Source organism: Pseudomonas sp. SK3(2021), from assembly GCF_016772375.1.
GTDB classification, from domain to species: Bacteria; Pseudomonadota; Gammaproteobacteria; order Pseudomonadales; family Pseudomonadaceae; genus Aquipseudomonas; species Aquipseudomonas chlororaphis_I.
Genome location: NZ_CP061943.1, coordinates 3,566,052 through 3,584,294, shown reverse-complemented (window position 1 = coordinate 3,584,294; position 18,243 = coordinate 3,566,052). Strand labels below are relative to the sequence as shown.

The 18,243-nt window shown below is 63.0% G+C and carries 17 protein-coding genes; 10 read left to right on the top strand and 7 right to left on the bottom strand.

Annotation, left to right across the window (positions count from 1 at the left end):
- The first annotated feature begins 407 nt into the window (after positions 1-407).
- The 7 genes from IF690_RS15885 to IF690_RS15855 all read left to right on the top strand — a co-directional run bounded on the left by IF690_RS15885 (position 408) and on the right by IF690_RS15855 (position 7,235).
- Positions 408-794, top strand: coding sequence for an ectoine synthase (locus tag IF690_RS15885; RefSeq protein ID WP_202696409.1), 387 nt, complete (start codon positions 408-410; stop codon positions 792-794).
- Between the two features lie 109 nt (positions 795-903).
- Positions 904-2,208 (top strand): MFS transporter, encoded by a 1,305-nt coding sequence (locus tag IF690_RS15880; protein ID WP_202696408.1) that lies wholly within the window; start codon positions 904-906, stop codon positions 2,206-2,208.
- On the top strand, positions 2,205-3,734 hold the full coding sequence (locus IF690_RS15875) for a class I adenylate-forming enzyme family protein (protein ID WP_202696407.1): 1,530 nt from the start codon (positions 2,205-2,207) through the stop codon (positions 3,732-3,734). The genes IF690_RS15880 and IF690_RS15875 overlap by 4 nt, the downstream gene beginning before the upstream one ends.
- 32 nt (positions 3,735-3,766) lie before the next feature.
- Positions 3,767-4,747, top strand: coding sequence for a class I SAM-dependent methyltransferase (locus tag IF690_RS15870; protein WP_202696406.1), 981 nt, complete (start codon positions 3,767-3,769; stop codon positions 4,745-4,747).
- A 26-nt stretch (positions 4,748-4,773) separates the two neighbouring features.
- Positions 4,774-5,964 (top strand): acyl-CoA dehydrogenase family protein, encoded by a 1,191-nt coding sequence (locus IF690_RS15865; RefSeq protein WP_202696405.1) that lies wholly within the window; start codon positions 4,774-4,776, stop codon positions 5,962-5,964.
- 273 nt (positions 5,965-6,237) lie between these two features.
- Complete coding sequence (locus IF690_RS15860; protein ID WP_023965368.1) at positions 6,238-6,468, top strand: hypothetical protein; 231 nt, start codon at positions 6,238-6,240, stop codon at positions 6,466-6,468.
- 5 nt (positions 6,469-6,473) lie between these two features.
- Positions 6,474-7,235: a phytanoyl-CoA dioxygenase family protein gene (locus IF690_RS15855; RefSeq protein WP_202696404.1), complete on the top strand. Its 762-nt coding sequence runs from the start codon at positions 6,474-6,476 to the stop codon at positions 7,233-7,235.
- 12 nt (positions 7,236-7,247) lie between these two features.
- Here the strand turns inward: IF690_RS15855 and IF690_RS15850 are convergent, their stop codons facing one another.
- Complete coding sequence (locus tag IF690_RS15850; protein WP_202696403.1) at positions 7,248-8,150, bottom strand: LysR substrate-binding domain-containing protein; 903 nt, start codon at positions 8,148-8,150, stop codon at positions 7,248-7,250.
- A 160-nt stretch (positions 8,151-8,310) separates the two neighbouring features.
- On the opposite strand from IF690_RS15850, the gene ydiJ reads away from it, so the two are divergent.
- A complete protein-coding gene (gene ydiJ, locus IF690_RS15845) occupies positions 8,311-11,379 on the top strand; it encodes a D-2-hydroxyglutarate dehydrogenase YdiJ (RefSeq protein ID WP_202696402.1) in 3,069 nt (1,022 codons plus the stop codon).
- A gap of 188 nt (positions 11,380-11,567) precedes the next feature.
- On the opposite strand, the gene IF690_RS15840 is transcribed toward ydiJ, so the two are convergent.
- From IF690_RS15840 to IF690_RS15820, 5 genes are all read right to left on the bottom strand, one after another.
- Positions 11,568-11,792 (bottom strand): hypothetical protein, encoded by a 225-nt coding sequence (locus IF690_RS15840; RefSeq protein ID WP_202696401.1) that lies wholly within the window; start codon positions 11,790-11,792, stop codon positions 11,568-11,570.
- Between the two features lie 210 nt (positions 11,793-12,002).
- Complete coding sequence (locus IF690_RS15835; RefSeq protein ID WP_202696400.1) at positions 12,003-13,538, bottom strand: FAD-dependent oxidoreductase; 1,536 nt, start codon at positions 13,536-13,538, stop codon at positions 12,003-12,005.
- A gap of 236 nt (positions 13,539-13,774) precedes the next feature.
- Complete coding sequence (locus tag IF690_RS15830; RefSeq protein WP_202696399.1) at positions 13,775-14,233, bottom strand: metallophosphoesterase family protein; 459 nt, start codon at positions 14,231-14,233, stop codon at positions 13,775-13,777.
- A 141-nt stretch (positions 14,234-14,374) separates the two neighbouring features.
- Positions 14,375-14,557, bottom strand: coding sequence for a general stress protein (locus tag IF690_RS15825; protein WP_202696398.1), 183 nt, complete (start codon positions 14,555-14,557; stop codon positions 14,375-14,377).
- Between the two features lie 265 nt (positions 14,558-14,822).
- The gene (locus IF690_RS15820) at positions 14,823-15,380 is read right to left on the bottom strand and encodes an ATP-dependent Clp protease proteolytic subunit (protein ID WP_202696397.1); all 558 of its coding nucleotides are present in this window, start codon (positions 15,378-15,380) and stop codon (positions 14,823-14,825) included.
- Between the two features lie 197 nt (positions 15,381-15,577).
- Between IF690_RS15820 and IF690_RS15815 the strand changes: the two genes are divergently transcribed.
- The gene (locus IF690_RS15815) at positions 15,578-15,787 is read left to right on the top strand and encodes a hypothetical protein (RefSeq protein ID WP_202696396.1); all 210 of its coding nucleotides are present in this window, start codon (positions 15,578-15,580) and stop codon (positions 15,785-15,787) included.
- Between the two features lie 81 nt (positions 15,788-15,868).
- Here the strand turns inward: IF690_RS15815 and IF690_RS15810 are convergent, their stop codons facing one another.
- Positions 15,869-17,260 carry an aldehyde dehydrogenase family protein gene (locus IF690_RS15810; RefSeq protein WP_202696395.1) on the bottom strand — a complete coding sequence of 464 codons (1,392 nt, stop codon included), beginning with the start codon at positions 17,258-17,260 and terminating at the stop codon, positions 15,869-15,871.
- Positions 17,261-17,361: 101 nt separating this feature from the next.
- On the opposite strand from IF690_RS15810, the gene ptrR reads away from it, so the two are divergent.
- Positions 17,362-18,243, top strand: coding sequence for a putrescine utilization regulator PtrR (gene ptrR, locus IF690_RS15805; protein WP_202696394.1), 882 nt, complete (start codon positions 17,362-17,364; stop codon positions 18,241-18,243).

Sequence of the window (18,243 nt, the reverse complement as noted above, 5' to 3'; positions counted from 1 at the left end):
CTGTGCCGTCGCCAGCGTTGAAAAAAGTCGGAAAAAGCCCGTTGACACTCATAAAATCTTACACGTAGGATCCGAGTTCTTCAGGGAGCAACAACCGGGTCAGGGAATGACTGGTCTGCCGTAATGGCATGCGTGCCACAAGCACGTCCTTCGACAAAACGTCCTGCATGTGCTGCAGGAAAGCATCCTGTTACCTGATTGTGATTGGCCCCTGATCCGGCGGGCAGATGTTCATTTGATTTGCCAAAGACAGCGCTACCTCGATAGCGGTGGCTCAAGCGATCTGCTGAACATTTTGCCCTGTGCACGCCTGCCTCTGCTTGACCTGTTCAGCCTTTACCGACGCAGCCGCTGTGCTTGCGTCGAACGTTTGAAGTGGCAAGTCAACTATTCACAAGGAATTGAATATGTTTGTTCGTAGTATCCGCGATGTTGAAAAAACCGATTTTTTCGTCGAGTGGGGCTCTGGCACCAGCCACCGTCTGCTGACAGAACAGGACGGAGTCGGCTTCACCATTTGCCACACGGTGGTTCGAGCCGGCACGGAGTCGCTGCTTCATTATCGCAATCATCTCGAGGCTTGCTATTGCATCGGTGGCGAGGGTGAAATCGAAGACATGGACGGCACCATCCATGCAATCCGTCCGGGCGATATGTATGTACTGGACAAACATGATCGTCACTTTCTGCGTGGCGGCAAGTTCACGGACCTTATCCTGGTCAGCGTTTTCAATCCTCCCCTCGCAGGCACCGAGCGCCACTCTTTAAACAATCAGAATGCCTCTTCGTACTGAGTTGCGCCGCGGACGGCCTGTTCGATGGGCCAGTCGTTTCCAACCAACGAGTAACGAGACGACAGGGCCTTTTTTCAGGCCTGTCGAATGATAGTGCGGAGTCGATGATATGAGATTGTTCAGGCCGTTGCTTCAGCGGCCCGTAGCCATGCTGTGGGGAGGGTTGGCGCTCTCTTCAATCGGTGACGAACTCTTCGCGATTGCCATCGCCTGGATGGCGGTGCAGATCGCCGGAACCGATGCGAGTTGGCTCAGTGCTTTACGCGGTGCTGCCGCGTTGGCAGGTGCTTTGCTGGGGGGGATATGGGCAGAGCGCTGGGACCACCGTCGCACGATGATCGGCGCCGACCTGGTGCGGGCCGGGCTTGCCTTGATTCCGGTGCTGGCTTGGGTGCTTGGCATCATGAGTCTGTGGATGCTGGCGGTGCCGCTCATGCTCATGATGATCGTCAATTCGCTCTTCGAGCCGGCACTGCGCGCCAGCCTGCCGCGCATTGTCGCGGCGCCGGACCAGCTGCAATCGGTCAACGCGCTGTTCGATGCAATCATCCGGGTCGCCCGGGTGATCGGCCCGATGCTGGCAGCGGCGATTACGCTGCTGATTCCGATAGAACATCTTTTTACCTTGAACAGCATCACCTTCCTGATTTCTGCATGGGCGGTCATGAAGCTGGGCAAAGCGTTGCCGCGCCAGCCCATCAAGACGACCAGTCGGCGAGCCGGTTTTACCGCCGGCTGGCGAAGCCTGGTGGGGCGCAGGCGGATGCAGGCGGTATATGTGTGTGCGGGACTGGGCAATGTTGCCTGGAGCGTGGGTATCTCGATAGGCATGGCGCTTGCCGTCGTCAAATACGATATCCAGGGATTCGGCGTACAGGGTTTTGCTGCCTACGGCCTGATCATGGGGGCTTACGGGGCAGGGAACCTGATGTCCATTTTTGTCGTGGGCAATCTACAGATTCGCCGCTTGTATCACGGGTTTACCTTCGGTTCCGTGGTCAACGGCCTGGGCATTGCGATCATCGGTATGGCCGTGCTGTACCTGCCACCGGAACACGTCCTGACAGGGATGATGGTCGGCGCAGGTCTTGCGGCACTCGGCGGGCCGCTGATCGATATCTCATTCATTCTGCTCATTCAAACCCGGTTCAGGCAAAGCGAAATCGCCGGGCTGGCACGGCTGCGTTTTGCGGCGCTGGGCGCGTCGATTCTGATTGCCGGTGCCTGCGGTGCTGCGCTGTATGCCAGTTTTGAAACCGGTCTGGTTATTGTCGGTGCCGGGATTTTCGAAGTGATTGTGGGGGCAATTGTGTTGCTCGTCCCCAAGGATAACGAAGCCGTACAGGCGAACAAGGAAGAAGGCGCTTCGTTGTCGTCGTCATCCTTGGCAGATGGCAGCGAGGTGGCCGGATGAAACAGTTCCATGACTATGTAAAAGACCATGCCGAGCGAACGCCGGACAAGATTGCGCTGACCATCAGTGGCCGAAAGATCACCTACGGCGCGTTGGACGAACTCGCCTGCATGGTTGCCCGGCAGCTAGTGGGCACGGGGATGACGGCGAGTGATCGGGTCGCACTTCATGCCCCCACGTCCATCGAAACCATTGCCTGTGCGCTGGGCGTCATGAAAGCCGGATTCGTCCTGGTGCTGATGCATTACGGTATTGCCGCCGAAAAACTGATCCATCAACTCAACGATATCAAGGCGAAGACCTTGATCGTACCGGCAAGTGCAGGCCTCGATGAATTAACCGGGAAGGTGCATTTACAGTTCGTCGTGCATATGGGCGATTGGCGTACCCGCCGATTTGCCGGGTTGAATGAAGCGTTCCCTGAGTGTGACGGGGGGCTTGAGGGCAGTGAAGTCTGCGTCATCTTTCACACCAGTGGTTCGACGAAAGACTCGAAAGGCGTGGCGGTCAGCAACAGCAATATGATGGCGGCCTACTCGGCAGTTTCCAGTTATCTGGGGGACTTCGGTGATGCGGTCATTCTGAACTTCTCACCTGTGCATTTTGATTACGGCTTTTACAACATCATGATGCCGTTGCTCGGTGGTGGTCATTCGGTTTCCGAGAGTGCGCTGCCTGAGCAGTCGGAACACTTGCTCGATTTGATTGAGCTCCATGGCATAACCGGGATGCATATTCTGCCGCCCGCCATTCACCACCTCTTGCAGGCCGACCCCGATACGTTTCAACCCGCAAAAATCAAATCCCTGAAGTACATTGCCAGCAGCGGGCAAGTGTTGCCGCCCAAGCATATACAGCGTTTGCGAGCGCTCCTTCCGGGGGTTGCTGTCTACTCCATGTATGGCCTGACGGAGTGCAAGCGAGTCGCGTATTTACCTCCGGAACAACTGGACCAACGCCCCGGCTCGGTGGGTAAGCCGATTTCCGGGGTTAACGTATTCCTGGTTGACGATGCCGGGCGACTGATTACCCGGCCTGATTGTGTGGGAGAGCTTGTGGTCGCGGGTGACCTGGTGATGCTCGGTTACTGGAACAAACCAGAACTGACCCGCCAGGTCATTAAAAACAATCTGTTCGGTGAGGCGCGGGTTTACTTCACCGGAGACCTGTTCAAACGGGACAGTGAACAGTATCTCTATTTCGTCGGTAGAAAAGACAACGTGTTTACGCGGCGTACTTTTCAGGTGAACCCCCGGGAAATCGAGCACGTTATCGTCGCCCATGAGGCAGTGAGCGAAGCGGTTGTAATTGCCTTTCCTGATGAGGTGGCCGGTCATATTCCGAAGGCCTGCGTGGTATTGAAAGAAGGCCATGAGTTGTCCGCTGATGCGCTCATCCAGTACTGCGCCGCGCAGATGGACTGGTACATGGTGCCCGCCATTGTCAGTTTTCATGAGGCGTTGCCCCGCAACCTCAATGGTAAAACGACAGCGCATCTCTTGGCCGCGGGCGCTATCGCCATTTAATAAACATTCAACGCGTAAATGGAATTACGGAAATGACCACTGATTCAAACCCTGCGTTTGTCGATTCTGCCATGAACAAACTGGCCGATTATTTTGACGATCTGGCAAACGGGAAAGTCCAGGTGCCCAGGCAGCCTGTGACGACGCGAATACGCGAGCGTATCCAGGACAATGATGTAAGGGCCTACCATGATGTGCTGGTGACGCAGGCGGGGCCGCTTTTTTCGCACTTCCTGGCCAGCGTTCCGGGGATTGTGGAAGAGCTTTCGCGCATCGGCGTGGCGCTTGACCGATATACCCGTGAGCGACGAAAAAAAGACAATCGAAACTTTTCCTTGTGGGAAATCGATGCGTTTGACGGGAGCAGTGCAAGGGCCTTGGCGAAATATTCCAACGGGGCAATCAGGACGCTGACCAATTCTCCGAACAAGGCCAACCAACAACATTTCGACGCCCACGCCGACAAGGAGATATCAGCGTTTTATTCCGGGTCATTTCTTCAAATCACGGACGATATCGTGGTGGACTCCTTAGGCATCGACGCGCCGTTTTGCGGGGTCGACTACCTCTATGAGATGGCAGCATTTCAGTTCTATGGCAGACAACGGGACGAGCATCTGAAGTTCGTTTCCCGTTTCTTGCGAGAGGATGGCCTTGCGTTCTTTCTGGAAAAACTCAATCAGCGCGACATTGAAGAGTATGACCGACGGGAACGGGTCAAGGACGAGCAGCACAAGTCCCATTACTTTTCCGAGGAGGAAATAGCCTGGAAAAGAGACGCCATGTTGTCGCAGATGGAAAACGGTCAAATCCTTTTTGCTGATTTCATCGAAGCCGCGTCCCGCTATTTTTCTCATATCTATGTCATCTGGAACGGCACCAATTTCTATGAGTTTGTCGCGTCCAACGACGAGAACAGCATCCGCAGGTTCATCGAACTGCTAGGCGAGCCCTTTATCCCCGAAGGGTTCTGCTTCGAGCGTCCAGTTGTCAGAAAACTTTCCCGCCCCTAAAGCTGATTGTCGAGGTAACGAAGTTCATGGACTGGATGACTAACCTGTCATTGGAACATCATGAAACCTGCGATCGGGCGCGAAAACTGCTTGGTGTGTGGCGAGCCCGTGCCGCTGAAACCGAACAGGCTCGCTGTGTTTCGCAGCAGACGGTGGCGGAGTTGCTTGCAGAAGGGCTTATGCAGTTGTTTGTTCCTGGACGCTATGGTGGGCTGCAGCGCGATTGGCCAACCCTGGTTGAAACCTCCCGAATTGCCGCACGCGCTTGTCCGTCGACCGGTTGGATGATCGGTCTGGTGGGCAGCCATGCGGCGATTGTCGGGCGGCTTCCTCCCGTCTGCCAGGAGCAGGTATTTGCCGATGGGCCTGGGCAAATCATTGCGACTGCTTCTGTGTCCAAAGAGGTCTCGATCCTGAAGCAAGACGGTGGTTTTCGTATCGGCGGAACCTGGCGTTTCAGTTCCGGGATCGATCATGCCAACTGGGTGATTGTGTCCGGCAAGGATCCTCGTGATGCATCGTTCGGCCAAACGCTGATGTTCATGCTCCGCAGGGATCAGGTTCGGGTCGAGGATGCCTGGCACGTCGCTGGGATGTGCGGTACCGGATCAAAAGACCTGAGGCTGACTGATGTCTTTGTGTCAGACGCTTGGGTCGTCTCGCAATCCGAGTGTTTCGGCCCGGCACCGGCAGGCGCCAGGCACAATCCGGACGGCTATCTTTTTGATGTGGAGTTCATTCCGTATCTGGGCAGCCTGCATATCGGCCCGGTGCTTGGCTGTGCGGAGGGTGCCTATGATGATTGCATTACGGTCCTGCGAAATCGCGATGCCGCGAAGGCTCGGCCGCTACTGCTGGAGCGACTCGCGGAAAGTGCTGCGCAGCTGAGTTGCGCCAGGCACCTTTACCACGCCATCGCCTTGTTGTTGCATGGCGCCGGTGTCGCAGGCAGGTCACTGTCCGTGCAAGAACTGGTCACCCTCAAGCGTGATCGTGCGTATCTGGTTCGGTTATGCGTGCAGGCCGTTCAGCGGCTGGTGCAACAAATGGGGACCGCCGCGATTTTTGAGGCGAGCCCGGTGCAGCGGCACTGGCGCGACCTTCAGGTGATGGCGTCCCATCTGGATGTGAATTGGGATACCGCAATGCTCGCCTATGGGGATTTTGTGCTGGATCAGCGCCAATATGATCCCGTTACGAATGGTTATTGCGCTTAGGCAAGGGAAGGGAGATGACTCGAAAGCCCTGAATGCTTCCAGGCCTTGAGTGCACGAATTAGCCACACAGGCCACTAGGCCCTTTCTGAAACGCTTGAAAGAAAACTCGCTTGTGGGCCGCGGATAAAATCGGCCGTCCGGAACGGGCGTTAAAGCCTGCCGTTCGTCACGGCGCGGTGAGCTGGATTCGACTTTTGCCGACAATGGATTAATAGCTGTTGTGAGGGCCTCGCCAGGCCCGGCCGGGTTGCCAGCCGCCGGAGGTTGAGCCAGATGAACGACTATTTTCTCGACGAAACCCTCGAGGAGCGCCGCCAGCGCCGGGTGGCGCGGGCGCTGAGCCTGAACCCCGACGAGGTGGCGCGCTGGGTCGTAACCATGGAGGAGGACGGCAGCGGCATGGGGTATGTCATCGAGTTTTCCGCCGCCACGCCGGTCGGGGTGCTGGCCAGGGTGCCAGGGCTGGGCAGCGACCGGCTGATCAATATCGGTCCCATCGACTAGCCGCCATGAGTTCCATGCCAGCCCTGACCGCCGAGCGTCTGCGGGCATTGCACCGTGAGGGTTTCGTGCGGCTGCCCGGAGTGCTCGACGCGGGGCGGATCCAGTTGCTGCGCCGCGCCATCGACGGCCTCAAGCCCCAGCATTGGGACTACAGCGGCGTGCTCGAACACTACAAATGCGTGTTCAACCGCGACCCGCTGTGGCTGCCGTTTCTCGATCTGCCGGGGGTGATCGAGCTGGCCGAGGCGGCGTTGGGCGACGATTGCCATATCATCGGCCAGACCGCCTGGCGCTGCCATCCGGGTTTCCAGGGCATGGGGCTGCACCTGGATTACCTGGCGATGCAACTGCCCCGCAGCCTGCTCGGCGATCCGGCATTCGAGCTGCCGATGCAGATCTGCACCTGCCACCTGTACCTCGACGATATCGACCAGGACCTGTGCCCGACCCGGGTGGTGCCCGGCAGCCATCGGGCCGGGCGGCCGCCACGGGCCGGCGAGGAACATTGGCATGGCCGGACGGCCCAGGCGGTGCTGTGCCGCGCCGGCGACGGGCTGATGTTTCGCAGCGAGTTGTGGCATGCCGGCAGCGACAACCGCAGCGCCGATCGCATCCGCTACCTGCTGCAGGTGCACTATGGCCGGCGCATGGTGGCGCAGAAGTTTTCGCCCTACCTGCACTGGCGCTTCAACCCCGAGGTACTGGCGGCGGCCTCCGCGCGCCAGCGGCGCCTGCTCGGCGAGCATGAGGAGGCCGAATACGACTGAGCGAGGCGGCTGTCAGCTGTCGGGAAAGGGGATCGACAACAACCAGCGGCTGAACGCCTGCAACGACGGCAGGTGCTGATAGCGGCTGGGGTAGGCCAGGTAATAGCTGCGGCCGCTGTCCACCGGCTCGAACAGCGCCACCAGCTCGCCGCTGTGGATCTCGTCCTGCACCAGGATGCGCGGCACCAGGCCGATACCGATGCCGGCGACCACCGCCTGGATCAGGTGCGCGGTCAGCTCGAACCCCGGGCCCATGCGCATCGCCCGCGGATGCAGGCCGTTCTGCTCGAACCATTCGGGCCAGGCGTCGGGGCGCGACACCACGTTCAACAGCAACTGTTGTGCTACGTCGGCGACGGACATCGAGCCGTGCTCGGGCAGGGCCTTGGGGCTGACCACCACCGTGAGCTTTTCCGAGAGCAGCCGATGGGCCTCGTAGCCGGGCCAGTGGCCGGTGCCGGCGCAGATGATCGCGTGCATGTCGGCGGTGTCCTTCGACAGGTCGCTGGTGACGATCCGCGAATGGATATGCACCAGGGTGCCCGGATGGCTGGCGTAAAAGTCATGCATGCGCGGCAGCAGCCATTTCGAGCCGAAGGTCGGCAGCACCGCCAGGTGCAGCGGACCGCCGCCAGCCTTGTGGGCGATGGTCTGCAAGGTGGCGTTGCGGATCCGCGCCAGGGCCGCCGCCAGTTCGTGGTGATACAGGGCGCCGGCGGCGGTCAGCTCGATATGCCGGCCGTCACGGCTGAACAGCGGCACTTCCAGCAGCGACTCCAGGGCCTGGACCTGGCGGCTGACGGCGCTCTGGGTCAGCGCCAGTTCTTCGGCGGCCTTGGTGAAGCTGCCATGCCGCGCCGCGGCCTCGAAGGCCACCAGCACCGACATCGACGGAGTGAGACGTCTGGGGTTCATTCATAAAACTCATGAAAAAAGCACATGAAATACATTTGCCCGCGAGGCAAGGCTTCAGGAAAATAGGCTTTTTCGGCTGGCCGCCGCCCCTCGGGCTGCGTGCAAGCATACGTGTTTTGCATGCACCGCTGCGCCTTTTCTCTGCCTGGAAACCTTTTTGATGATTGCTCTGCTTGCCCCCGAACGCGACCCGCTGGCCCACTACCAGGCTTTCCTCGACGCCCTGGCCGCCGATGGTTTTCGTGGCGAGATTGCCCGTGACCTGGGCCTGCGCACGGTGCTGGCCACCGACAACTCGATCTACCAGCGGCTGCCGCAGGCCGCGGTCTTCCCCCGGGATGTGGCGGACGTCGAGCGGCTGGCCCGGCTGGCGGCGAGCCCGGAACACCGCGCGGTGGTGCTCACCCCCCGTGGCGGCGGCACCGGCACCAACGGCCAGTCGCTGACCGATGGCATCGTGGTCGACTTGTCGCGGCACATGAACCAGATCCTCGAGATCAACGTCGAGGAGCGCTGGGTGCGGGTGCAGAGCGGGGTGGTCAAGGACCAGCTGAATGCCGCCCTCAAGCCCCACGGCCTGTTCTTCGCCCCGGAGCTGTCGACCTCCAACCGCGCCACCGTCGGCGGCATGATCAACACCGACGCCAGCGGGCAGGGCAGTTGCACCTACGGCAAGACCCGCGACCACGTACTGGCGCTGAGCACCGTGCTGCTGGGCGGCAGCCGCCTGGACAGCGCGCTCATCGACAACCGCCAACTGGAGCAGGCCGCCGCGCAGCCAGGACGGATCGGCGAGGTCTACCGCTGTGCCCAGGACATCGCCGACCACCAGGCCGGGCTGATCGAGGCGATCTTTCCCAAGCTCAATCGTTGCCTGACCGGTTATGACCTGGCGCACCTGCGCGAGAGCCCGGAGCAATTCAACCTCAACAGCGTGCTCTGCGGTTCCGAGGGTTCCCTGGGCTTTATCGTCGAGGCGCGGCTGAATGTGCTGCCGATTCCCCGGCACTCGATCCTGGTCAACGTGCGCTACGCCGGCTTCATGGATGCGCTGCGCGACGCCAAGGCCTTGATGGCGCTGCAACCGCTGTCGATCGAGACGGTGGACTCCAAGGTGCTGATGCTGGCCATGCAGGACATTGTCTGGCACGGCGTGGCGCGTTACTTCCCGGAGCAGGCGGACACCCCGACCCTGGGCATCAACCTGATCGAGTTCAGCGGCGACGACCAGGAGGAACTGGAACAGCGGGTCGACGCCTTTGTCCGGCACCTGCAACAGGACAGCTCGGTGCTGCGCCTGGGCCACACCCTGGCCATCGGCGCCCAGGCGGTGAACCAGGTATACGCCATGCGCAAGCGCGCGGTCGGCCTGCTGGGCAATGTCCAGGGCGAAGCGCGGCCGCAGCCCTTTGTCGAAGACACCGCGGTGCCGCCGGAGAACCTGGCGGACTACATCCTCGAATTCCGTGCACTGCTCGATGGCTACGGCCTGCAATATGGCATGTTCGGCCATGTCGACGCCGGCGTGCTGCACGTGCGGCCGATCCTCGACATGAAGGACCCTGAGCAGGCGGCCTTGATCCGGCCGATCTCCGATGCGGTGGCGGCGCTCACCCACAAGCACGGCGGTCTGCTGTGGGGCGAGCACGGCAAGGGCCTGCGCTCGCAGTACGTACCGGACTATTTCGGCGAGCTCTACCCGTCGTTGCAGGCGCTGAAGGCCGCGTTCGACCCGTTCAACCAGCTCAACCCCGGTAAGATCGCCACCCCGGCCTCGGTGCCGGAGGCGCGCCTGACCCGGGTCGACGAAGTGGTGCTGCGCGGCGAACTCGACCGCACCATCGACGAACGCGTCTGGCAGAGCTACGACAGCGCCCTGCATTGCAACGGCAACGGCGCCTGCTACAACTTCGACCCGGACGACGCCATGTGCCCGTCGTGGAAGGCCACCCGCAACCGCATTCATTCGCCCAAGGGCCGCGCCTCGTTGATCCGCGAGTGGCTGCGGCTGCAGGGCGAGCAGGGGGTGGATGTGCTGAACGGCGGGGGGGCGCGGCTTTCCAACCTGGCCCGGCGCATCTACAACAGCGCGGCGCGGCTGGCCGGGCGCGAGGACTTCTCCCACGAGGTGTACGACGCCATGGCCGGTTGCCTGGCGTGCAAGTCCTGCGCGGGGCAGTGCCCGGTCAAGGTCAATGTGCCGGAGTTCCGTTCGCGCTTCCTCGAGCTGTACCACGGCCGTTACCTGCGCCCGCTGAAGGATTACCTGATCGGCTCCCTGGAGTTCAGCGTGCCTTATCTGGCACGCCTGCCACGGCTGTACAACGCGCTGATCAGCGCGGCGCCGGTGAGCCGTGCGCTCAAGCACCTGGCGGGCATGGTCGACAGCCCGTTGCTCAGCACCCTGGATTTCCAGGCGGTGTGCCGCCGGCGCAATGTACGCATGGCCAACGCCGCAGAACTGGCGACGCTGTCCGAAGAGCAGCGCCAGCGCAGCGTAATCCTGGTGCAGGACGCCTTTACCCGGTTCTTCGAGACGCCGCTGGCGGCCGAGTGGTTGGAGTTGATCGAGCGCCTGGGCGTGCAGATCTACCTCGCGCCGTTCGCGCCGAATGGCAAGCCCTTGCAGGTCCAGGGGTTCCTCGGCGCCTTTGCCCGGGCCGCGCGCTACAACGCACAGTCGCTGTTGAAACTGCAGGCTAGCGGCGTGCCCCTGGTCGGCCTCGACCCGGCGATGACCCTGGTCTACCGCCAGGAATACCGCAAGACCCTTGGGGCGGCTCAGGCGCCCGAGGTGCTGTTGCCACAGGAATGGCTGGCCCGGGTGCTGCCGGCAGTACCTGGTGAGGCATCGGCCGAAGCGAACCCGACCGCCGAGGCCGAGCCGTATCAGTTCCTTGCGCACTGCACCGAGAAGACCAACGAGCCGGGCAGCATCGGCCTGTGGCAACAGGTGTTCGCGCGCATGGGGTTGAAGTTGCAGGTGCTGGCCAGTGGTTGCTGCGGCATGTCCGGGACCTACGGCCACGAGACCCGCAACCTGGCGACTTCGCAGGTGATCTACCAGCAGTCCTGGCAGCCGCTGGTGGCGCGCCACGGCCAGAACGGACGGTTGCTGGCCGACGGTTATTCCTGCCGCAGCCAGGTCAAGCGCCAGGAGGGGCAGGGCCTGCAGCACCCACTCCAGGTCCTGCTGGAACAGTTGCGCAAGCGCCCGCTCAAGGCCTGATCGGCTCCATCGTGGTGCCGGTTGTGCGAGCGCTACGTTGGAATGCCACCCAGCCCGATCGCAGCCTGCGGCAGCGGCTACAGGAATCGCGTTGTCTGTGTAGCCGCTGCCGAGCCTGCGAGGCTGCGATCGGTTGCGCAGCAACCGCAAACCCTGAATCCCGGATCTCCCTGCCGGCGCCGGTGGCTTCAGTTGCCGCTGTCCATCAACTGCTTGATGCGCAGCCAGTCGTTGCGCGCTTCCAGGTATTTTTCGTTCGCCAACTGCTTGGCTTGGCTGAACAGGGCCAGGCGGTCGTCGTCGACATGATCGGTGTTAAGCAGCTCATAGGCCTGGACATCCAGGCGGTCGGCTTCGGCAAACAGCCGGGCGTTATTCGCCAGCTCGCGGTTGAATCGTTCTGTCCTGCTCATGGATGCATCGTCCTCCTTAATCCTGCATAGGGCCGGCCACGGCAAGACACCCGAGCGCATGGATATTCATCGCTATTGCTGTTCCTGGGTGCCTCGGCAATTGGCCGAGATATCGAGACCTTGCCTGGATTTGGAAAGTCGCCCTTTAGCCAGGGTTCCATGGTGCTGCCGAGCGGTTGTCGGCAGCGCGTGTCTGGGCCGCCAGCCACTTTATTCCGGCGTGCGCTGGATCAGCTCCAGGGCCTCGCTGCGCGACAGCGGCCGTTGCATGCGCTGCGACAGCACCGCCATGGCCCGCGGGTACTCGCAGGCGACCACCGACTCCACCTGTTCGTTGAAGCACAGCAGGGCGATGAAGCGGTACTGCTCCGGCTCGCCCTCGAAGACGATCTGGTTCCAGCGGTGGGCGTGGCCGAGCACCTCGAAGGTCTGGTCGTAGAAGTAGGTCCAGAAGAAGGGCACCGCGCTGAAGCTCAGCTGTTCGCCGAGCATGTTGCACGCGGCGAGCTGGCCCTGTTGCTGGGCCACGCGCCAGTGTTCGATGCGCTGCTGGCGGCCGTCGCAGGGGAAGCTCACGATGTCGCCGGCCGCCCACAGGCCATCGGCCACCGCCAGGCCGGCATCGGCCTTGAGCGAGCCGTCCTCGGCGCGCTCGAGGCCTTCGACAAAGGCCGTGGCAGGGCTGACGCCGGTGCCGAACAGCACCAGGTCGACGGCAATGCGCTGGTCGTTGTCGAGGACCACCTGTTGCACCTGGCCCTCGCCGAGCAGGGCCCGGGCTTGGCAACCGGCGTAGTAGATCACCCCGTGCTGTTCATGCAGGGCCCGTATGGTGCTACCGATGCGTTCTCCCCACTGGCGTTGCAGCGGCACCTGGTGGCGACCGATCAGGTGCACCATCAGCCCCCGCTTGCGCAGGGCCGAGGCAGTTTCCAGGCCGATGAAGCCGTCGCCGACGATGGCCACGCGCTTGCCGGGCCGGGCCTGTTCCAGCAGGCGCGTGGCATCCTCCCGCGAGCGCAGCATGAACACCCCTGGCAGGTCGGCGCCTTCGATGGCCGGCAGGCGCGGTTCGGCGCCGGTGGCCAGGAGCGCGGCGTCGTAGTCCAGGCGCTGGCCGTCGGCCAACAGGATCTGCCGCCGCCCTGGGTCGAGGCGCAGGACCTCGGCCTGCAGCAGCTGTAGATCGGCCTTGCGATAAAACCCCGGCTCGAGCAGGGCGGGAACCTCTTCGGGCGACATCTCGCCGGCCAGCACGTATTTGCTCAGGGCCGTGCGGTCGTAGGCGGGCCGCGCTTCCTTGTCGATCCAGGTCAGGTTCCTGGCCACACCCTTGGCCCGCAGGGTCGCCACCGCGGCGGCCCCGGCGGCGCCAGCGCCGATCACCAGCAGCCGGCGCGAGTCGGCCAACCGTGGCGGGGCGGGCGCAGCCATGGGCTGGTCGGCGACCCAGACCCGGTTGTCATGGCGGATGTCGACTTTGTAGCGTTTGAGGTTCGCCAGGGGGGGCGGCTCGCAGGCTAGCCCGCTGTCGCAGGCAAAGGCGCCCTTGTGCCAGGGGCAGATCAGTTGCCCCCGATACACCGCGCCCTGTTCCAGCGGCGCCCCGGCGTGGGGGCAATCGGCCTGGTAGGCCTGGACCTGATCGCCCGTGCGAATCAGCAGCACGGCTTCGGCACCGACCTGGACCCGGGTGCCGCGGTCTTCGGGCAACTGGTCGAGGCGCGCCACGACATAAAAGGTCATCGCTTTTCTCCTGCGCGTTCCGCACCCTCGGCCGTCCTTGCGCGTCACCTTCTCGGGTGCGCGGGGCCGGGTGCGCAATCTTCTGCTCGAGGGCGCAACGCGGCCCGGCCAAGTGGCTTCGCGCGGCTTTCGTCATGAACGCCGCCAATCGCTGGATTAAGTGTGGACCCTGCAAAGCCCGGCCGATGGGCATGCTCCGATGGCCGGTCATGCTCGAGCCGGCAAGCGCCGGGGTGCTAGACCGTCAGTTCGATCAAGTGGCCTTCGACCCGGCCGGCCTCGATGGTCAGATACCCCAGGCTGACCGGCAGCTTGAAGCGCCTAGGCCCGGCGCTGCCCGGGTTGATATAGAGCACATCGTCCTGCCAGAACAGCCGCGGCTGATGGGAATGGCCGCTGACCACCACCCGCACGCCCGGCGGCAGGGGCTTGGGCACTTCGGCCAGGACATGGCAGAGCAGCAGCTCGACGCCATCGAGCTGCACGGTGAGGTGATGGGGCAGGGCGTGGGCCCACGCATGGGGTTGGTCGACATTGCCGGACACCGCGGTCACCGGCGCCAGGTGGCCGAGGGTGGCGAGGATCTGCGGGTCGCCGATATCGCCGGCATGCAGGATATGCGCGCACCCCCGCAGCGCCGCCAGCGCGCCGGGACGGAGCAGACCGTGGGTGTCGGAGATCAGGCCTATTTTCATCCGCTGCTTTTCATCGAAGGCTTTTCAGCGTGGTTTGCAGTGGTGCAAGCATAGTCGGTTGCGCTCGAGCATAACCGGCCCGTGCAGGCGTGTTCGTGCAGAAGCCGGAGCGCGTCGGGGACAACGCTCCGGCAATGGGCATCAGGCTTTGCGGGTACCGCCGCCGGAGCCTTGGGCGCCACCTTTCTTGCCGGCGTCAGGGGCTTTTTGCCGATCGGCGGGGATGTTGCCCCCCGAGCCCTGGCCACCGGATTTCTTGCCGGCGGGAGAGGGTTTGTGAGTGTCCTTGTTGCCCATGAGTGGTTTTTTTCCGCTGGTAGCCATTTTTTCAATCCTCGATAGTCAGCGATTCGACACCTCGCAAGATTGGGAAACGGAACTGCAAACGAAAGTTTGAAAAAGTTTCGCTTGGGACGACGAGTGGCGGGGGATCGATTGCTGGCGGCCAGTCGTCCAACATTAAGTCGGTGCATAGGCCAGCTGGATCGAGTTGCATTTCAGATTGAAGGCCCGAGGCTTTATCGGTCTGACGGTCGGGCAAACGCCGGCCAACCTCGACGACATGCTTTCGGACGCCGGTGTTCCAGCGTCAGCCGCCCGAGACTTTCCAGTGCCTGGCATCGTCGGCGAAGACCACCTGGCGCACCTCGTGGGCGATACCGTAGGCCAGCGACTCATGGGCGGCGATGACCTTTTCCTCGGCCGACAGGCATTTGAAGATGTCCAGTTGGGTCGCCGCGTCGGCGGTTTCCAACTGGTAGATTTTCACGTAGCGCGCCAGGTCGTTGTCCAGGCTGGAGAGGTATTCGCGCAGGCGCTGGTGATCCACCGAGTTCTGGCTGAAGTACCAGTTCATCGGGTGGATCAGAAAGCGCGAATGCGGCGTGGTGATGCGCCGGTTGGCGGCGAGAAACATGATGATGCCCATGGACTCGATGTTGCCGGCGTTGACCGCGCACAGCGGCACCGGCAGCGATTTGAGAAAGGTGTAGAGGGTGAAACCGAAGTTGGTGCTGCCGCCGGTGGTGGAAAGATTCAGCAGCAGCGAGGTGGCGCCTTGCTCGATGGCTTCCAGGCAACTGTCGCGAAAGCGTTCGGTGGTGCCCTGGTCGATCTGGCAGTGAAAATGCACGATGTGCTCGGTCATCGGACGGCCTCCCAGTCTTGGCCACGGTGCGTGACCTGGCTCTACGATTGAGCCCGGGCGGCGGCGAAAGTTTCGCCGAGCGCATGCCAGGCCAAGAGGGCCGGGCGACCGCTCATCCATTGCCTCGCACCCCATGGTCCGGTCCAGTGCCTAACGGAGTAAGGCCCGGACTCACCGGGCCTGCCGTGAGGTGCACCATGAACCAGTCGATGCATGACCCCAGCGAGCCCCGTACGCCTGAACCCGACCCACTGCAACCCGCCCGCCGGTATGACCCGGTGATCGACCCCAACGTCAACGGCGATGCCGAACGCGATAAGCGGCGTGACGATGACAGGGAACGGCCGATGGACCCTGACCTGCCGGCACCGAACGAGCCGACCCCACTGTCCGATGACCGCCGCTGAGACGTTGCACAGACCGGGGCAGAACAGGAGATCGACTGTAGGCGCGAGCTTGCTCGCGCCTGCAGTGGGAGGGGGGGAGGATCAGTTGCGATCCAGCCACACCGTCTGCGCGTTGCAGAATTCGCGGACGCCGAAGTGCGACAGCTCGCGGCCGAAACCGCTTTTCTTCACGCCGCCGAAGGTCACCCGTGGATCGCTGGCGCAATAACCGTTGATGAACACGCCGCCGGTTTCCAGCTCGGCGGTCAGGCGCTCGGCCAGTGCCAGGTCCTGGGTATAGAGGGTCGAGGCCAGGCCGAACTCGCTGTCGTTGGCCAGTTCCAGGGCGTGTTGCGCATCCCGGGCCGTAATGATCGAGGCCACCGGACCGAACAGCTCCTGCTTGAACGAGGTCATCCGGTCGGTGACGCCGGCCAGCACCGTAGGCTGATAGAAGTTGCCCGGGCCCTCGGCCTTGGCGCCGCCCAGCAATAGGGTCGCGCCTTCGTTCAAGGTGGCCTGCACCTGCTCGTCCAGTTCGTCGCGCAGGTCGAAACGCGCCATCGGGCCGATGTAGGTGTCGCTGGCCAGCGGATCGCCCACCCGCAGCTTGCGAGTGGCGGCGACGAACTTCTCGGTAAAGGCTTCGACCACCCCTTGCTCGACGATCAGGCGCTTGGCGGCGGCGCAGACCTGCCCGGTGTTCTGGTAGCGGCCGATGACCGCGGCCTGTACGGCGGCGTCCAGATCGGCGTCGTCGAGCACGATAAAGGGGTCGGAACCGCCCAGCTCGAGTACGCACTTCTTCAGCGCCGCGCCGGCCTGGGCGCCGATGGCGATGCCGGCGCGCACGCTGCCGGTAAGGGTCACCGCGGCGATGCGCGGGTCGGCAATGGCCCGGGACACGCCGTCCGCGGTGACGTTGATCACCTCGAACACGCCTTGCGGGAAACCGGCGCGCTGGAAGGCTTCCAGCAACAGGTAGGCGCTGCCCATGACGTTCGGCGCATGCTTGAGCACGTAGGTATTGCCGGCGATCAGCGCCGGCACCGCGCCACGCAGTACCTGCCAGATCGGGAAGTTCCACGGCATCACCGCGAGGATAGGGCCCAGCGGCCGGTATTCGATGCGCGCCTTGCCGCTCGGCACCGCGGCCGGCTCGGGGGCGAGCATCGCCGGGCCTTCGGCGGCGTACCACTGGCAGAGCTGCGCGCACTTCTCGATCTCGCCGCGGGCCTGGGCGATCGGCTTGCCCATTTCCAGGGTGATGCTGCGGGCCAGGGTTTCGCCGTTGTCGCGCAGGGCCTTGGCCAGGGCGAGCAACAGCGCCGAGCGCTGTTCCAGGCTGCTGCGGCGCCACTGGGCGGCGGCAGCGGCGGCGCGGGCGAGGGCGGCGTCCAGCACCTCGGCGGACTCATAGCGGTAGTGAGCGATTTGCTCGCCCGTGGCGGGGTTGATCGAAAGGGCGTGGGTCTGGCTGGAAACCGTGGTCATGGCAGCGTCCTGTGGGTTGGGGAATGTCCGCAGGTTAGGCTGGTGCAGGGCTTATGAAAACTGAATAATAAAGAGCGTATCTTTCACGTTTGGAGAATGGAATGGACCTGGTGCAGCTGGAAATCTTCAAGGCGGTGGCCGAGCAAGGCAGCATCAGTGCGGCGGCGCAACTCATCCACCGGGTGCCTTCCAACCTGACCACGCGGATCAAGCAGTTGGAGCAGGACTTGGGGGTGGAGCTGTTTATCCGCGAGAAAAGCCGCCTGCGCCTGTCGCCGGCCGGCTGGAGTTTCCTCGACTACGCCCGGCGGATTCTCGACCTGGTGCAGGAAGCGCGGCTGACGGTGGCCGGGGACGAACCGCAAGGGCCGTTTTCCCTGGGCTCCCTGGAGAGCACGGCGGCGGTGCGGATTCCGGCATTGCTGGCGGCCTACAACCAGAAGCACGTCAAGGTCGAGCTGGACCTGTCCACCGGCCCCTCCGGGACCATGATCGATGGCGTGCTGTCCGGGCGCCTGACGGCGGCCTTCGTCGATGGCCCGGTGCTGCACCCGAGCCTGGAAGGGGTACCGGTGTTCGACGAGGAAATGGTCATCATCGCGCCGCTGGGGCATGCGCCCATTACCCGCGGGCGCGACGTCAACGGCGAGAGCATCTATGCCTTTCGCGCCAACTGCTCGTACCGCCATCACTTCGAGCGCTGGTTCAGCGAGGATGCCGCGGTGCCCGGCAAGATCCACGAGATGGAGTCCTACCACGGCATGCTGGCCTGCGTCAGTGCCGGCGCCGGCCTGGCGCTGATGCCCCGCAGCATGCTCGACAGCATGCCGGGTTGCGGCACGGTGAGCATCTGGCAGCTGGCGCAGCCGTTCCGTTTCCTGCAGACCTGGCTGATCTGGCGCCGCGGCACGGTCTCGCGCAGCCTGACCCACTTCGTGCGCTTGCTAGAACTTCAAACCGCAAGCGCTAAGCCTCAGGCTTGA

Coding starts and splice junctions, on each gene's coding strand:
- IF690_RS15885 (WP_202696409.1), top strand. CDS start 408: ATGTTTGTTCGTAGTATCCGCGATGTTGAAAAAACCGATTTTTTCGTC.
- IF690_RS15880 (WP_202696408.1), top strand. CDS start 904: ATGAGATTGTTCAGGCCGTTGCTTCAGCGGCCCGTAGCCATGCTGTGG.
- IF690_RS15875 (WP_202696407.1), top strand. CDS start 2,205: ATGAAACAGTTCCATGACTATGTAAAAGACCATGCCGAGCGAACGCCG.
- IF690_RS15870 (WP_202696406.1), top strand. CDS start 3,767: ATGACCACTGATTCAAACCCTGCGTTTGTCGATTCTGCCATGAACAAA.
- IF690_RS15865 (WP_202696405.1), top strand. CDS start 4,774: ATGGACTGGATGACTAACCTGTCATTGGAACATCATGAAACCTGCGAT.
- IF690_RS15860 (WP_023965368.1), top strand. CDS start 6,238: ATGAACGACTATTTTCTCGACGAAACCCTCGAGGAGCGCCGCCAGCGC.
- IF690_RS15855 (WP_202696404.1), top strand. CDS start 6,474: ATGAGTTCCATGCCAGCCCTGACCGCCGAGCGTCTGCGGGCATTGCAC.
- IF690_RS15850 (WP_202696403.1), bottom strand. CDS start 8,150: ATGAACCCCAGACGTCTCACTCCGTCGATGTCGGTGCTGGTGGCCTTC.
- ydiJ (WP_202696402.1), top strand. CDS start 8,311: ATGATTGCTCTGCTTGCCCCCGAACGCGACCCGCTGGCCCACTACCAG.
- IF690_RS15840 (WP_202696401.1), bottom strand. CDS start 11,792: ATGAGCAGGACAGAACGATTCAACCGCGAGCTGGCGAATAACGCCCGG.
- IF690_RS15835 (WP_202696400.1), bottom strand. CDS start 13,538: ATGACCTTTTATGTCGTGGCGCGCCTCGACCAGTTGCCCGAAGACCGC.
- IF690_RS15830 (WP_202696399.1), bottom strand. CDS start 14,233: ATGAAAATAGGCCTGATCTCCGACACCCACGGTCTGCTCCGTCCCGGC.
- IF690_RS15825 (WP_202696398.1), bottom strand. CDS start 14,557: ATGGCTACCAGCGGAAAAAAACCACTCATGGGCAACAAGGACACTCAC.
- IF690_RS15820 (WP_202696397.1), bottom strand. CDS start 15,380: ATGACCGAGCACATCGTGCATTTTCACTGCCAGATCGACCAGGGCACC.
- IF690_RS15815 (WP_202696396.1), top strand. CDS start 15,578: ATGAACCAGTCGATGCATGACCCCAGCGAGCCCCGTACGCCTGAACCC.
- IF690_RS15810 (WP_202696395.1), bottom strand. CDS start 17,260: ATGACCACGGTTTCCAGCCAGACCCACGCCCTTTCGATCAACCCCGCC.
- ptrR (WP_202696394.1), top strand. CDS start 17,362: ATGGACCTGGTGCAGCTGGAAATCTTCAAGGCGGTGGCCGAGCAAGGC.